Source organism: Hymenobacter roseosalivarius DSM 11622 (genome assembly GCF_900176135.1).
In the GTDB taxonomy this organism is placed as follows: domain Bacteria; phylum Bacteroidota; class Bacteroidia; order Cytophagales; family Hymenobacteraceae; genus Hymenobacter; species Hymenobacter roseosalivarius.
Genome location: NZ_FWWW01000046.1, coordinates 20,454 through 35,360, shown reverse-complemented (window position 1 = coordinate 35,360; position 14,907 = coordinate 20,454). Strand labels below are relative to the sequence as shown.

Genomic DNA, 14,907 nt, shown 5'->3' with positions numbered 1-14,907 from the left:
ACAAATATTACAAATAGCCTTTCATTTATACGGGTGTACCAGCGGGGTTGCGCCGATCCAGACCCCAATTCAACTTGCTGCGCAAGGTGGTCAGAAAATTAACGTGATTCAATTTTACCAGGCGTGCCCCAAAGTTTTCACGTCGCACAGCAATCTGCACGTTGGCCTCTACCGGAACTGAGCGGGAGTCGAGCGAAAGCAGAAAATTATTGCTTCTACCCTCTATTTCGAAGGAAATCACGCTACGATCTGACACGATAAGAGGCCGCACATTAAGGTTGTGCGGACACACGGGTGCAATAATAAAATTATTAGTTTGCGGCAACATTACGGGTCCTCCACAGCTCAAGGAATAGCCAGTAGAGCCAGTAGGAGTAGCTACAATCAGGCCGTCTGCCCAATAAGAATTCAAATATTCACCGTCGATATAGGTATGCACCACAATCATAGACGAAGTATCACGCTTAAGAATAGAGAATTCATTGAGACCGAAATTGATATTCCCAAAAACCTCTGGATCAGTTTCTACGCGGATCAAACTTCGTTCCTCAATTACGAAATGTCCTTTATATAAGGCATCTATGGCTTGCGCTATGTGCTCTGGGGTGATAGTAGCTAAGAAACCAAGCCGACCAGTATTGATACCTAGAATTGGGATTTGCAGGCTTCCTACATAGGTTACTGTATCCAACAAAGTCCCGTCGCCACCAATGCTCAGGATAAATTGTACGTTTCGTAAAGAATCACCACGTTGAAAAACCGTGATTTCATCAGTTAAGTGAAGCCGGGAAGAGAGAGATGAGTGGAATGACTCGGCAATAAGAATTTCAGTCTGACGATCTACCAGATTATCCAGCAATGCCTGAACGAAAGGTAAGGTAGAATCGTCGAGGGGCTTACCAATTATGGCGATTTTCATAACAAAAGAGTAACCTGCGGTAAACCGTTGGGATAAAGTTTAGATAGGAAAATCGGTGCGAAAGAAGAACCCACCTTCCCCTCGGCCATTGCGGGTGTACTCCACCGTTAAGACCCGGTCGTAGTAGGTGACGAAATGCAAACCTACCCCGGCGGCCCCCAATAGTTGGTCAGGTAATCTGTTTCTAGGGATAGTTGTACGAGCCAACACGTACCCGGCATCGGTAAAGGTATTCAAATAAATAACCAAGGGTAAGCTGTTTATCTTGGAATTGGCTATGCCCTGCAGTTTGATTTTGCCGGCATCGAGAAGCCGATACGATACACTTTGCCGCGCTAATCCATAGTGACGGCCATCAACGACGTAGGCATCATAGCCCCGCACATGCGCATCGTAGCCAAGGGCTCTATTATCAGCGTACCCCACGCGTTGGGCTAGTCGCAGTTGAGCCTGCACACTGAAATTGTAGTAGAAATTGCCCCCCAGCGCGAAATATTGAGCATAGCGCCCTAGCAGAGTAGTAATATCAGCGTTACCAGGTGTCAGGAAAATCCGATGTGATAAGGCCGCCTGGGCAAACCGGCCAGTGAGGGGATAGGCAAATGTATTGCGCTGATTTAAGGTACTGGTGATTTTAAGCTCCAGATACTCACGTCGTGAACCATTCAGAAAATACGCGGGATTGAGCTTAATAATTGAGTCCGAAACCTGCTCTTTATAATAAGCTACATCCAATGCGGAGAAACGCTGCACTGATTGGCGCCAGCGTAGCCCCAGCGAGCCATACTGGCGCATCAGTGGATAGCCATCTTCGGGGCGAAGCGTGACGAGCCGGTCGCGAAGGGTGGCATAGTCGAGGGCGCGGCTACGGGCAGAGGAGATGCCCGCGCCAAAGCCAATACGACGGCGCGGGCCGTAGCCCGGCGCTTCGTAAAACAACTCGTAGCGGCGGTTGAATCCTAGCTGTACATTAGCCCGCACTTCCTCATTGCGGCCCCGGAAGTTCTTGCGCACAACATACAGCCCGTAGTTGACCCGGCGCCAACGGTCGGGGCGGTCGAGCCAAGCGTTGAAATTGCGCTCGGCAAACGAAAGCGTTGGGATAGGAAAGGTGTACCACCGCTCCTGCACCGCAAACAGCACAGTGATTTCGCCGTCGCGACAAACAGTTTGCTGCGTGACGCTGTGGAAGAGCCGTAGGTTGAACAGCCGCAGGCGGTTACCTTCCAGACGAGCGGCCAACGTAGCAGCGTGCAGCGTATCTCCTTCGTGGAAGTCCAGTTCAGCTCGCAATACGACTTCCTTGGTAACCTCATTGCCCGCAAATAAGATAGTGCTGACGCGCACAACCGCGTATTGCGGACATTGCGCCTGCAGCAAACTATCAGCTGGAGCGCGTCTTAGAGAATCAGGAACCGGCCTGGGGGGCAAAGTACTGCTGCCCAACAGTAGGGAAAGTAAACAGACGAGCAGATTCAAGTACGTAACAGTAGAAATGGAGAACCGGGCGGCGCGCAATTCTCGTTCCGCAAGGTCAGGAATAGGCTTGATCCTGCAGTAATTAACTGCTGACCTATCATTCTCTGCGCATTCAATTCTCTTTCCTTCAAGGAATTATTGCTACCAAATAACTTGTCAGCGCTTAAAGGCTCAAGTATTTCAAGAGAGCATCGTAGCGGTCTTGCTCACCTTCGCCTACCTCGCTGGCTCCGCTAAACTGAGCGGTGATAACGTAACCAAACCGCTCCAATGTAGCCACGATACGGGTAAGCGAAGGAGTATTGAGCTTCAGCGTCAACCGAATTTTATAGGGGTCGCTTTCATCCTGCGCGACGTGGGCGCTTAGAATTTTGGCGTTATTCTCCTCTACATACCGGCTGATCTGGGTGAGAGAATAATCGCGCTCATCCATCGAAAGCACTAAAATACCCCCCTGGCCTACGGCGATAGGCATTTGGCCCAGCGCGGCCAACGTATCGCCTACCGTCACTACACCCATGTATTCACGCTGCTCGTCGAGGACGGGAACCAGCTGAATTTTATTCTGAATAGCTATTTCCATGATGCTGTAGAAATGTTGATCGTGCTGCACATGTACGTCGGCGTAGCCCAGCGTTAGTTGGCTGAGCAATTCCTCCGTCTGGTCGTAGTCCAGCAGATCAGATTCGGTAATAAGACCGCGGTACTGACGGTTATCGACGACGGGCAACTGGCCCACGTGAAACTCCTCCAGCCATTTGGCAGCCTTCCCGGTCGAATCCGTCACCTGTAGCGCCGGAATCAAATGGTTGAGCAATTCTTCGGCAAGCATAGAATGCATGTGTAGGCTGAGAAACGGAAGTAAACGTGGATAAGCTACGAACCAAAAGGCAAACAAGCGCCAAGAAGCAAACTTTGTTTAGGTGAGCCGACTCTGGCTTGTGATCAGAAAAGCAGTTTGCCTTCTATGATAAGGAATTAACGACTGACTGACGCCTAGTGCTATGCAGAAACTGACGGAGCCGGGCATTAAACGCCTCGGGGCGCTCCATCATGGGCGCATGACAACAATGGTCCAGAAAATGCAGCTCGGAGTTGGCGATGAGGCGATGAAACTCGTGAGCTACTATCGGCGGGGTAATCGTGTCATTCAGCCCCCATACCAAAAGCGTTGGCACCTGAATACGGCCCAGGTCTTTCGCTAAATTATGGCGCTGCGCTGAGCGAGCTATATTAATGATCCGCAGAACTTTGATGTTTGAGTTCGTAACGTTGAACACCTCATCTACCAGGTCTTTGGTCGCTAACGAAGGATCGTAAAACGTGTAAGCTACCCGCTGCTGCACGAAGCCATAGTTGCCCCGCTTCGGAAAAGAGCTGCCCATTGAGTCTTCGAACAAGCCACTGCTGCCGGTGAGCACCAGGCGCTGCACCTGCTGCGGGTTGTGCAGGGTATACACCAGCGCTACGTGCCCGCCCAACGAGTTACCGAGCAGGGTAAAAGGCTGTTGCAAAGCCATTTCGGCTACAAATTCCTCTACATATCCTACCAAACCGGGCACGCCTGCCTTGGTCAGGGGCATTTCATAAATCGGCAGCATCGGGATGATAACGCGGTAGTCGCGCGCGAAATCACTTATGACGTCCTGCCAGTTGCTCAGGGCGCCAAACAAGCCGTGCAGGAGCAGGAGTACCTCACCGGTGCCTTCCTCCACGTACTGAAATCCATTCTTTTCCTTAATCTGCAATTCCATCGTCTCAGCTTCTCAGCGGGCGGACGCGGGCGCGGCGGGTGCCGACCGAGCGTCCTTTGCAATGATACAACACTTGGCCCAATTGCCGAGCAAGGCCAAGCCATGGCTCGTCAGCAGTGCTTCGGGATGAAACTGTACGCCGTAGAGCGGTAATAAGTGGTGGCGCACGGCCATTATTTCCTGAGTTGAATCCGTAGTGCGGGCCAGCGGCACCAGCGTTTCGGGCAAGGCGCTGATTATTAAGGAGTGGTAGCGCGTGACTAGCAGTCTGGGGGGCAAATTTTGAAATAAAGGCTCCTGGGGGGCAATTTCGATTTCCGAAACCTTGCCGTGCATGGGCTGCGCGGCGCGCTGCAGTTTTGCCCCAAAAAATTCGCCCAGCGCCTGATGGCCTAAGCACACGCCCAGCATCGGTACCCGCTGATGATACGCTTGTATTACTTCGGGCATCACTCCCGCTCTGGCCGGTGTACCTGGCCCCGGCGACAATACGATGCCATCGAATTCGAGTGCTTCAATAGCCGCCAAAGGCACATCGTTGCGCACGACCTGTACCTGCACCTTCAACTGCTGAAAGTAGTCCAGCAGGTTGTAGGTGAAGGAATCGAAGTTGTCGAGCAGAAGAAGCCGCACCGGTTAAATGGCTATATGGTTGCAGGTTATATGGCTGGTTGTTTGACTAGCACTGATAGAACGACCAGTCGTTTAACCTGCAACCATATAGCCATTCGTTTTAAAATACCCCCCGCAGGCGGGTGAGGAGTGTGCTAGCGAACGGCATCACGAAACCTACAACCTCCAAAGCCACCGGAGTCGCCTGTCGCACCAGAGGCAGCACCTGCGAGTCACCGGTCAGGGCGGGCGAGAGTAGCTTTACACCAGCCAAGCCTAAGCCGTGCAAAAGCAGACTTAAGCCCAATATCCACTTTAAGGCCCCGGCCGCGCCGCCCAGCAAGTTGTCGAGCAGACCCAGCGGGGTAAGATGCACAGCGCTCTTCACGAAGCTGCCTAATAGATGAACTCCCCAGGCAATGAGCGCGCACACCAGCAGAAACGACACGATGGGCAGCAAGCCGAAGGCCTCGCCCACATAATGCCGCACCAGCGGAATGGCATCATTGAGCAGACTCAGCCCACCTACCACGCCCAGCACGAAGGCCAACAGCGACGCGACTTCCAGCACCAAGCCCCGCCGAAACCCTTTCACGGCACCCACGCCCACCACCAAAAGCAGAAAGAGGTCGAACCCGGACATTGTTTTGGAGGAGCTAGGAGTTGAGAGCCAGTAGACCGTCATGCTTTGACAAGCTCAGCATGACGGTCTACTGGCTCCTCAAAAACTACACGTTCGTGTTATTCAACAAGTGATTTACAACCTGCGAAATCATCCGGCCGTCGGCTTGGCCGCTTAGCTCGCGGGCCGCAACGCCCATTACTTTGCCCAGGTCAGAAGGGCCGGTAGCACCTGTCCGCTGGATAATATCGACGATGCGCTCAACCAAATCAGCTTCGGAGAGTTGCTGAGGTAAGTATTCCTCAATAATTGCGAGCTCAGCCAGCTCAATCTCTTCGAGGTCGGAGCGGAACTGCTTCTGGTAGGTTTCGGCGGCTTCGCGGCGCTGCTTGGCAGCTTTGGTGAGCAGCTTGATTTCAGCATCGGGGGTGAGGGCGGCACCGTGGGAGCCTTCAGCTGTTTCAGCCAGCAGTATTTGAGATTTGATGCTGCGCAGGGCCGTGAGGCGCACTTTATCTCTGGCAAGCATAGCCTGCTTAATAGCGGCGTCGATGGTTTCTTTCAGGGCCATAGTAGAGGAATCTTAAAGTAAAAAAAGCCGCCTGTAACAAACGGGCGGCACGCCAACGAACCAAGAAAGGTCCCGTAAAACCGGCGTACTTTCGCGGTGCGCTGGCTCCAGAGCAGAAGCCAATTTTCGCTTTCTAAAGAGATGACAAAACTAAGCGTAAACATAAACAAAATCGCTACCCTGCGGAATGCCCGCGGCCACAACCGCCCCCATCTGCTGCAAGTGGCCCGCGACTGTGAGCGATTCGGGGCGCAGGGCATTACGGTGCATCCGCGGCCCGATGAGCGTCACATTCGCTACCAGGACGTGCGCGACCTCAAAAGCATTGTGACCACCGAGTTGAACGTGGAAGGCAACCCGACGCCTGATTTCATCAATCTGGTGCGGGAAGTGCGCCCCGAGCAGGTGACACTCGTGCCCGACGCACCCGATGCTATTACCTCCAACGCGGGCTGGGACACCATCGAGCATCAGATTTATCTGCTGGGCGTCGTGACGGAGCTGAAGACGTTGGGATGCCGGGTTTCTATTTTTCTCGACCCCAATCCGGCCATGGTGAAGGCTGCTGTAGGTACCGGCACCGACCGCATTGAGCTATATACAGAAGCGTATGCCCAGCAATATCACACCGATCCGGCCGCTGCTATTGCACCTTACCGTACGGCGGCTATTCTGGCGCAGGAGCTTGGTATTGGCCTGAATGCCGGCCACGATTTAGACCTCAATAACCTGGCTCACTTAAAGCAAAACTTACCCAGCCTGGAAGAAGTGAGCATTGGGCACGCGCTGGTATGTGATGCGCTTTATTTGGGGTTAGAAAACACGATTCAGCTGTATCGGCGGCAACTGGTGTAGGAACGCATTACAGCGCTTTTGGCGTTAGACCCTGCGCTTCCAGCTTACTTTATCATGCCACCGCGAGCTGCGAAGCCGAGCGCCCCTGCTGCGTTTCTACCAAATTTTACTACATGCCTCGTCTTTCCCTCTCCGATTTTCTGCAAGGCCCGCCCGACGCGCCTATTCTGGATGTGCGGGCCCCGGTAGAATATGCCCACGGCCACATTCCGGGGGCAGTGAGCTTGCCACTCTTTACGGATGAAGAGCGGGCCCGCATTGGTACCGCTTACAAGCAGGTCAGTCAGGAGAAAGCCATCCATATTGGTCTCGATTTCTTTGGGCCGAATATGAGTAAGATGGTGAAGCTGGCCCAGAAAATTGCCCCCCAGAAGGAAGTGCGCCTGCATTGCTGGCGGGGCGGCATGCGCAGCGGCGCCGTACAGTGGCTGCTGGAACTGGCGGGCTTCAAAGTTTATCTACTGGATAAGGGCTACAAAGACTACCGCCGGTGGGCGCTGGCCCAATTTGCCGAGCCGCGCCCGCTATTCGTGCTTGGTGGCCTGACGGGCAGCGGCAAAACCGATGTACTGCATGAGTTAGCCCGCCGGGGTGAGCCTATCGTGGACTTGGAGGGTTTGGCCAGACACAAAGGCTCGTCGTTTGGCAGCATTGGCTTGCCGCCCCAGCCTACGGCCGAGCAATTCGAGAATGAGCTGGCATTTGAGTTAGCAAATTTACCCCCCAATGCCGTGCCATGGTTCGAAGATGAGAGCCTGGCCATCGGCCGCGTTACGATTCCGAAGCTGCTTTTCGAGCAGATGCGCCTGGCTCCGCTTATCGTGCTCGATATTCCACGCGCAATACGCACCAGCAAGCTAGCCGCTGAGTATGGTCGCGAAGACCCCGCCGAGTTAGCGGGCGCCATTCAGCGCATCAGTAAGCGCCTGGGCGGCTTGGCGACGAAGGAAGCCTTGGCGGCCATCGAAGCGGGCGACATGGAAAAAATGGTGGATATCGCGCTCGAGTATTATGACAAAACCTACGGCCACGGATTAAACACCAAAATCAACAGCACCATCGTGCGCGTACCATCTGCTACTTGCGACCCGGTGATAAATGCGGAGCTGGTGCGGGCAGTGGCGCAACCTTTATTTATTTCACGCAGGGTTACGCAGGGTTAGCGCAGGATTTCGCAGTGTTCAACCGTCAGCACACTGCGCGACTCTGCGCTAACCCTGCGTAACCCTGCGAGAAACCACACCCTGAACAATATGACATCCGAAGAAACCGATCAAATCCGCCTCACCCAGTACAGCCACGGGGCGGGCTGCGGCTGCAAAATCGCGCCCAAAGTGCTCGACCAGATTCTGCACACCAGCATTCCACAGCCCCAGAACGATAAGCTAATGGTGGGCAACAGCTCCCGCGACGATGCCGCCGTGTTTGACATCGGTGGCGGGCAGGCCCTCATCAGCACCACCGACTTTTTCATGCCCATCGTGGATGATGCCTACGACTTTGGGCGCATCGCTTCGGCCAACGCCATCAGCGACGTGTATGCTATGGGCGGGCGGCCGGTTATGGCGATTGCCGTGCTGGGCTGGCCCATCGATAAATTGCCCCCTGAGGTGGCGCGCCGCGTGATTGAGGGTAGCCGCAGCATCTGCGCCGAGGCGGGTATTCCGTTGGCGGGCGGCCACAGCATTGACTCGCCAGAGCCCATTTTTGGCTTGGCGGTGACTGGTATGCTCGCTATTGCTAACCTCAAGCGCAATGACACGGCCACGGCTGGCTGTGAGCTATATCTGACCAAACCATTAGGTGTAGGCATGATGACAACGGCGCAAAAACGCGCTATTCTGCGGCCCGAGCATGAGCAAATTGCCCCCCAGCAAATGATGCAGCTCAACAAAATAGGCTACGAGCTAGGCCAGCTTCCTGCCGTGCATGCCATGACCGACGTTACGGGTTTTGGCCTGCTCGGGCACCTCGCCGAAGTGTGCGAAGGCAGCAACCTGATGGCCGAAATCGAGTTCAACAAAGTGCCTTTGCTGAAGGAAGCAGAGGAATATCGGCAGCAAAAAGCGGTACCCGGCGGCACCATCCGCAACTGGGACAGCTACGGCCACAAAATCGGGCCGGTGACGGACGAGCAGCGCCAGTGGCTGTGCGACCCGCAAACGTCAGGCGGCTTGCTGGTGTGCGTAGCGCCGGAAGGACGCGAGGCCGTGGGGGGCATTTTTGCCCAGTACGGCCTTGACTTGCAACCCTTTGGCACATTGCGGTCCCATACGCCGGGCGAGGCCTGGATTCAGGTTCGGTAAGCGGTGAAGATATTCCAGATCCTGCGGCCTTTGCTGGAAATTGGGGTGGTCGTGTTTGCCATTGTCTTTGGGCTGCGCTTTATCACCAGCTTTTTCTCGCAGAAGAGTAAGGTTTACCGACCCACGTTTCTGCGGCAATTCTACCTGCTGTTCTGGCCGTTGCTGTGCCTGGGCGTCGGCTTGCCCAATCTGGGCTTTTACTTTTACACGGGGCACTTAGCCCCCCATGAGGCCGTTTTGCTGCTGGCCCTGTCAGCTGTCCTGCTGGGCTTTTCCATGCCGGCGCTGCTGCTACATGCGCAGTATTATGCCCACAACCTGCACACAACGTTGGTTTTCGACCCCAAGGAAAACCGGCTGGAAGTGTATGAGGGCCGCGTGCGCATTCCGTTCCGTCAAAGCGAATTAGTACGCGTGGAGCGCGTCACCTGCAAGTCGAAACGGCTGTTCTGGAGCAACTACGACTTTCTGCGTCTGCACCTGCAAACCGGCGAAGTACTCACGCTTACTTCTTTGCTGCTTAACCTCGCCCCCCTGACGGAGTTCCTGCGCAATACGCCGCTGGAGCACCGGCAGCGCTGGTTTTGCTGGACCTGAGCTGCCAGTTTCGCAACGCGTCAGCGCCAAGCCGCGTTTGCTCATCAGATGATATAAGCTTCAATCCTTATGCAACTACACTACCGCGAACAAGGCCAAGGTGCGCCACTGGTTATTCTGCACGGCCTCTTTGGCACCCTCGATAACTGGCAAACCCTGGCGAAGCGCTGGGCGGAGCACCACTGCGTTATTGCCGTGGATCTGCGTAATCATGGCCGCTCGCCTCACACGCCGGAGCACACGTATGAGTTGATGAGCGAGGATGTGCGGGAGCTTTTCGTCCAGCTTCAGCTCGAAGCCCCTACCCTGCTCGGTCATAGCATGGGGGGCAAGGTAGCCATGCGTTTCGCCCTGGATTACCCCGATTTGCTGGCGCGCCTGGTGGTAATGGACATTGCGCCCAGCTTCTCCGATATGCTCCACCAAGATAGCATCCTAGCGGGTTTGCACGCCGTCGATCTGCCCCACGTAGAAAGCCGGCAGCAGGCCGATGAGATGATGGCCCAGCATATCAGGCATGATTCGGTGCGGCAGTTTTTGCTAAAAAACCTTTACCGCCGCGAAGATCACTCGTTTGCTTGGCGCCTCAACCTTGAGGCGCTCACCGCGCACATGGCCCTCGTTGGGGCCGAGATAAAAGCCCCCCAGCCGTTTCTGAAGCCTGCTTTATTCGTTCGGGGGGGCAAATCGGATTACATCACGACGGAAGATAAGCTCCACGTCATTCCGGCGCTTTTCCCCAATTCGCAGGTCGAAACCATCCCCGAGGTAGGCCACTGGCTCCACGCCGAAGCCCCCGACAAAGTGTTTGAGTTGGTCAATGCCTTCATGCAAGGCTAAGTAGCTGACCTCTTGCATCACACTTTAAACCTGCTTTCTCTTGTCTGGCATCCTCTATCTTATCCCAACTATTCTGGCCGATGATACGGCTGCCCAGGTGCTGCCGGCGCAGATAGCTACGCATGTGGCCGCGCTCTCGTATTTTCTGGTAGAAAATGCCCGCACGGCACGGCGCTTTGTGAAGAGCGTGGCCCCAGCGCACGTAATCGAAGACCTGCGCTTCACGGTAATTAATAAGGACTCCTCCGAAGCAGAAATCCGGGCGGCGCTGCAGCCTGTAACTGCGGGCCAGGATGCGGGCATCTTATCAGAGGCAGGCTGCCCCGGCGTAGCTGATCCGGGAGCAGAGTTGGCGCGAATAGCGCACCAACTCGGTATCCGGGTAGTGCCGTTGGTTGGGCCCTCGTCCTTATTGCTGGCTCTGATGGCCTCGGGCATGAACGGGCAGAGCTTTGTCTTTCACGGCTATTTGCCCATCGAAAAAGCAAAGCGAATCGCGGCGTTAAAGCAGTTAGAGCGGGCAGCTCTTACGCAGCATCAAACCCAGCTTTTTATCGAAACGCCTTACCGCAACATGCCGCTGCTGGATGATTTGTTGGCGCATTTGCAGCCTTCTACTCACTTATGTATTGCCGCCAGTCTCACGGCACCTAATGAGTTTGTGCAAACTCATACCGTAGCTGGCTGGAAGGGCAAGCTACCGGAGATTCACAAGCAACCAGCTGTGTTTTTACTTGGAAAGTAACGCTAGCTGTTACTTAAACAGCTGATATACAACCAGCGACGACACGTAAGCCAGCCCTGTCATGTAGACCAGCTGCATCAGAGGCCATTTCCAGCCTTTGGTTTCGCGGTATACAACAGCGAGCGTGCTCATGCACTGCATAGCAAACACGTAGAATACCAGCAACGAAAATGCTCGCGCCGGCGTGAAAAATGGCTGACCGTTTTCGTCCTTCTCGGCGGCGAGCTTCTGCTGCACCGTGCGCATGTCCGCGTCTTGGCCTACGCTATAAATCGTGGAAATAGTCCCCACGAATACCTCGCGGGCGGCGAATGACGTGATAAGGGCAATACCGATTTTCCAGTCGAAGCCCAAAGGGCGAATGGCTGGCTCCAACGTGCGGCCAAATAGTCCGGCATAAGAGTTTTCAAGCTTTTCAGAAGCAACCCGGTTGTCGGTTTGCTCAGATGAAAGCTGTTGCTGGGCGGCGGTGGCACGCGCCCGCTGCTCGGCTTGCTCCAGTGCCTCGCCCGGACCATAGGAAGCTAATACCCATAGAATAACGGATATGGCCACAATGACTTTCCCGGCCTGAAACACAAAGGTTTTTACCTTCTCAACGATGGTGATACCAACGTTTTTCCAGCGCGGCCAGCGGTACACTGGGAACTCCATAATAAAGTAGCTCCGCTCCTGCGTCTTAAGCAGCAGCTTCAGGGCCAACGCCGAAAACATAGCCGATAGGAACCCTAGCAGGTACAAACCCATCAGCACCACACCCTGCAAGTTGAAGAAACCAAGCACCTTCTCATCGGGCACAACCAAAGCCGTGAGCACCGTGTACACCGGAATCCGGGCCGAGCAGCTCATCAGCGGCGTGACAAAAATGGTAATGATGCGGTCTTTCCAGTTCTCAATGGTGCGGGCGCTCATAATGGCCGGCACGGCGCAGGCCACGCCCGAAATGAGCGGCACCACGCTCTTACCGTTCAGGCCGAACTTGCGCATGATGCGGTCCATCATAAACGTAACGCGGGCCATATAGCCCGTTTCCTCCAGCACCGCAATGAAAGCAAAGAGCAAAGCAATCTGCGGAATGAAGATCAAAACGCCCCCCAGACCCGCGATAACCCCCTCCGTGAGCAGATTAATCAGCGGCCCATTAAAGTTGGTTTGAATGAGCGAGTTAATCAGGGCTATGCCCTGGTCAATCAAATCCATGGGATAGCTGGCCCAGGCAAATACCGCCTGAAACATCATAAACAGCACCCCAAAGAAAATCATGTAGCCCCAAACCCGGTGAGTCAGCACTTTATCCAGCTTGTTGCTGTACGGCTCATTGCGCTCGGTACGCGTCACCGACACCGCATTAAGCAGAATCTCGTTGATGCGGGCGTAGCGGGCAATCGTTTCCTGGGCCTGGCGTGCAGTAGGCTCGAAGCCATACTTTTCTACCAACCCCTGCACGTACTGCCGCTGATCCGGCGTCAGAAAGCTGATATGCCGAAACTGGTGCGCGTAGTGCAGCGCCAGGTAATCATTGTGCAGATCGAAACGCTCCCGGATCTGCCGGAGCATGGGCAGCAGGGCTGCGTCGGGCGCGTAGAAACGCACTGTTGGCGCGTCCAGGTGCTGGGCCATCACAATCTTAAGCGCTGCTACCCCAATGCCCTTACGAGCATTCATGGGAATGACGGGAACGCCTAGCTCCTGCTGCAACTCAGCAATATCGATGTGCACGCCGTGCTGCTCGGCTACATCCATCATATTGAGGGCAAGCACAGCGGGCAAGCCCAAATCGGCAAGCTGCGTGAAAAGCAGTAGGTTACGCCGCAGGTTGGAAGCATCTACCGTTACCACCACGAAATCGGGATACTGCGCCGAGTCACGGTCGTAGAGCAAGTCAGCAATAACCTTCTCGTCCAGGCTTTTCGGGTATAGCGAATACGTACCCGGCAAGTCAATAATTTCGGCGCGGTGCTGGGGCGTAAGCTGGCTGATGCCGGTCTTCCGGTCAACCGTAACGCCCGGGAAATTGCCAACCTTCTGATTGAGGCCTGTGAGCTGATTAAACAGCGAGGATTTGCCCGAGTTAGGATTGCCCACCAAGGCAATGCGTGTCAATCCCCGACGGGAATGAGGCGCAGGTATGCTATCAACGCTTGAGGCGACGGCCATCGGAGCGGGCACAGTAGATATAGTTGCCAGGCGAGCCATCCGCGCCGGTTATTTTTTCAATAAAATGGTAGCCGCCTCGCTAACCCGCAACGAAAGCGTATAATCTTCGTCGCCAAGTACCAGTGTAATGGGGCACCCCAACGGAGCGCGGCTATTCAGGCGCACTTGCGTGCCCGGAATGCAACCCATTTCTAATAATTTCAACGCCATCTCGGGATCCTGTAGGCAGCAAATCGTCCCGCTCTCGCCCAGACGAAGGTCTTTCACACTACGTTGGGTCGTAGGGGCAGCGGTAGTAGAACGGATAGCCACAGGCAGGATTGGTTATTTAGACAAGATTCAAACAAAGGTACGTCCCATTTAGGTTTCGGCCAAAAGATGGTTTTCTTCAATCACTCATAAGAAGTGGTTTAGACCAGCTTAGAATTATTCCATCAGAAAGTTGCACAGGTATAACTATTCGAGGAAAATACGGATGACATTGGCACATTCATTGTAGTTTTGGGGTACAACTACTCATTTTTGCTATGTTCAAACGTGTACTTTCTTTAGTCGTCTTTGCCTTGATGCTGCCCTATTGCAGCTTCGCGCAGGCCGACCGAATTTCAGGTCGAGTAGTTGATAAAGAAACGCAGGAGCCCATTCAGTACGCTTCTATTGGTTTGAAAGAAGAGCAGGCAGGTGCTTTGACCAACGAATACGGCTACTTTCAGATAGCCATGCCGGAGAAAAATCAGAAGGACTCGCTGATTGTGATGGCGCTAGGCTTCAAGCGTACGGCCATTCTGGTAAGAAAAAGCGATAAGAATCTGGATGAAATCATTATTGAAGTGCCCAAGCGCGAATACTTGCTGAGTGGTATTAAAGTTGAAGCCAGCAAGGTAAAACCCATCGGATTAGGCGCCCGCTCCAATACGCCCGGCGACGGCATGATTCAGGGCATGCCCGGCACTCAATATGCCTTTTATGTCAAGAATGACAAAGGCAAGAAACTAGGATTGGTGCGCACGGTGTCATTCTTTATCGGTGAGCACGGCTTCCCCCGCGAGCCTTTCCGGGTGCGCATCTACGCTCCCGACGGCAATTACAGCTCCCCTAATTCCGACCTGCTGACCGAGAACGTCGTGGTGTCGGCCGTGAAGGGCGGCGCCTGGTACACCGTTGATTTGACCCAATACAATATCGTAGCCCCGGATGAGGGCTTTTATGTGGCTATGGAATGGATAGTGACGGGTGATAAGTTCTATACCACCAACTTCATGGATACCTATACGCCCTACGGTCAGATTCTGCGGCCGACGTTCGAGTTCAAAGAAAGTCGGACTTGGAATTATACCATCGGCCGCGGCTGGAGCCTGATAACCCTGGCCAATAATGGCATGCGCTACAATGCCATGATCAAGGCCGAAGTAGATATGTATAAGTAAGGCGTGGCTTAGCTGCTTTACGC

Annotated in this window: 16 protein-coding genes; 7 read left to right on the top strand and 9 right to left on the bottom strand. The window is 54.3% G+C overall.

Translation table 11 applies throughout. From position 1 onward, the window contains the following. Positions 1–25: 25 nt before the first annotated feature. The 7 genes from B9A24_RS04205 to B9A24_RS04175 form a co-directional block, all read right to left on the bottom strand. Positions 26–919, bottom strand: a complete 894-nt coding sequence (locus B9A24_RS04205) for an NAD kinase (protein WP_084443924.1) — start codon at positions 917–919, stop codon at positions 26–28. A gap of 39 nt (positions 920–958) precedes the next feature. After that, positions 959–2,266 (bottom strand): BamA/TamA family outer membrane protein, encoded by a 1,308-nt coding sequence (locus B9A24_RS04200; RefSeq protein WP_084443923.1) that lies wholly within the window; start codon positions 2,264–2,266, stop codon positions 959–961. A 295-nt stretch (positions 2,267–2,561) separates the two neighbouring features. Then, positions 2,562–3,239: a CBS domain-containing protein gene (locus B9A24_RS04195; protein ID WP_084443922.1), complete on the bottom strand. Its 678-nt coding sequence runs from the start codon at positions 3,237–3,239 to the stop codon at positions 2,562–2,564. A 124-nt stretch (positions 3,240–3,363) separates the two neighbouring features. After that, entirely contained in the window at positions 3,364–4,152 is a 789-nt protein-coding gene (locus tag B9A24_RS04190) for an alpha/beta fold hydrolase (protein ID WP_084443921.1), read from the bottom strand. Positions 4,153–4,164: 12 nt separating this feature from the next. Next, a complete protein-coding gene (locus B9A24_RS04185) occupies positions 4,165–4,785 on the bottom strand; it encodes an anthranilate synthase component II (RefSeq protein ID WP_084443920.1) in 621 nt (206 codons plus the stop codon). A 100-nt stretch (positions 4,786–4,885) separates the two neighbouring features. After that, on the bottom strand, positions 4,886–5,407 hold the full coding sequence (locus B9A24_RS04180; RefSeq protein WP_084443919.1) for a CvpA family protein: 522 nt from the start codon (positions 5,405–5,407) through the stop codon (positions 4,886–4,888). Positions 5,408–5,492: 85 nt separating this feature from the next. Then, positions 5,493–5,957: a GatB/YqeY domain-containing protein gene (locus tag B9A24_RS04175; protein ID WP_084443918.1), complete on the bottom strand. Its 465-nt coding sequence runs from the start codon at positions 5,955–5,957 to the stop codon at positions 5,493–5,495. A 141-nt stretch (positions 5,958–6,098) separates the two neighbouring features. On the opposite strand from B9A24_RS04175, the gene B9A24_RS04170 reads away from it, so the two are divergent. The 6 genes from B9A24_RS04170 to B9A24_RS04145 all read left to right on the top strand — a co-directional run bounded on the left by B9A24_RS04170 (position 6,099) and on the right by B9A24_RS04145 (position 11,300). Beyond that, positions 6,099–6,812: a pyridoxine 5'-phosphate synthase gene (locus tag B9A24_RS04170; protein WP_084443917.1), complete on the top strand. Its 714-nt coding sequence runs from the start codon at positions 6,099–6,101 to the stop codon at positions 6,810–6,812. 113 nt (positions 6,813–6,925) lie between these two features. Further along, on the top strand, positions 6,926–7,975 hold the full coding sequence (gene mnmH, locus B9A24_RS04165) for a tRNA 2-selenouridine(34) synthase MnmH (RefSeq protein WP_084443916.1): 1,050 nt from the start codon (positions 6,926–6,928) through the stop codon (positions 7,973–7,975). Between the two features lie 90 nt (positions 7,976–8,065). Then, positions 8,066–9,118, top strand: a complete 1,053-nt coding sequence (selD, locus tag B9A24_RS04160) for a selenide, water dikinase SelD (protein ID WP_084443915.1) — start codon at positions 8,066–8,068, stop codon at positions 9,116–9,118. Positions 9,119–9,121: 3 nt separating this feature from the next. Beyond that, positions 9,122–9,715, top strand: a complete 594-nt coding sequence (locus B9A24_RS04155; protein WP_143434750.1) for a PH domain-containing protein — start codon at positions 9,122–9,124, stop codon at positions 9,713–9,715. Positions 9,716–9,784: 69 nt separating this feature from the next. Next, a complete protein-coding gene (locus tag B9A24_RS04150) occupies positions 9,785–10,555 on the top strand; it encodes an alpha/beta fold hydrolase (RefSeq protein ID WP_084443913.1) in 771 nt (256 codons plus the stop codon). A gap of 40 nt (positions 10,556–10,595) precedes the next feature. Then, positions 10,596–11,300, top strand: a complete 705-nt coding sequence (locus B9A24_RS04145; RefSeq protein ID WP_084443912.1) for an SAM-dependent methyltransferase — start codon at positions 10,596–10,598, stop codon at positions 11,298–11,300. Between the two features lie 9 nt (positions 11,301–11,309). On the opposite strand, the gene feoB is transcribed toward B9A24_RS04145, so the two are convergent. Both feoB and B9A24_RS04135 read right to left on the bottom strand, forming a co-directional pair. Next, positions 11,310–13,457 carry a ferrous iron transport protein B gene (gene feoB / locus B9A24_RS04140; protein ID WP_143434749.1) on the bottom strand — a complete coding sequence of 716 codons (2,148 nt, stop codon included), beginning with the start codon at positions 13,455–13,457 and terminating at the stop codon, positions 11,310–11,312. A gap of 48 nt (positions 13,458–13,505) precedes the next feature. Further along, on the bottom strand, positions 13,506–13,724 hold the full coding sequence (locus tag B9A24_RS04135; protein ID WP_234996965.1) for a FeoA family protein: 219 nt from the start codon (positions 13,722–13,724) through the stop codon (positions 13,506–13,508). A gap of 260 nt (positions 13,725–13,984) precedes the next feature. On the opposite strand from B9A24_RS04135, the gene B9A24_RS04130 reads away from it, so the two are divergent. Beyond that, the gene (locus tag B9A24_RS04130) at positions 13,985–14,884 is read left to right on the top strand and encodes a carboxypeptidase-like regulatory domain-containing protein (RefSeq protein ID WP_084443910.1); all 900 of its coding nucleotides are present in this window, start codon (positions 13,985–13,987) and stop codon (positions 14,882–14,884) included. Positions 14,885–14,907: the final 23 nt, after the last annotated feature.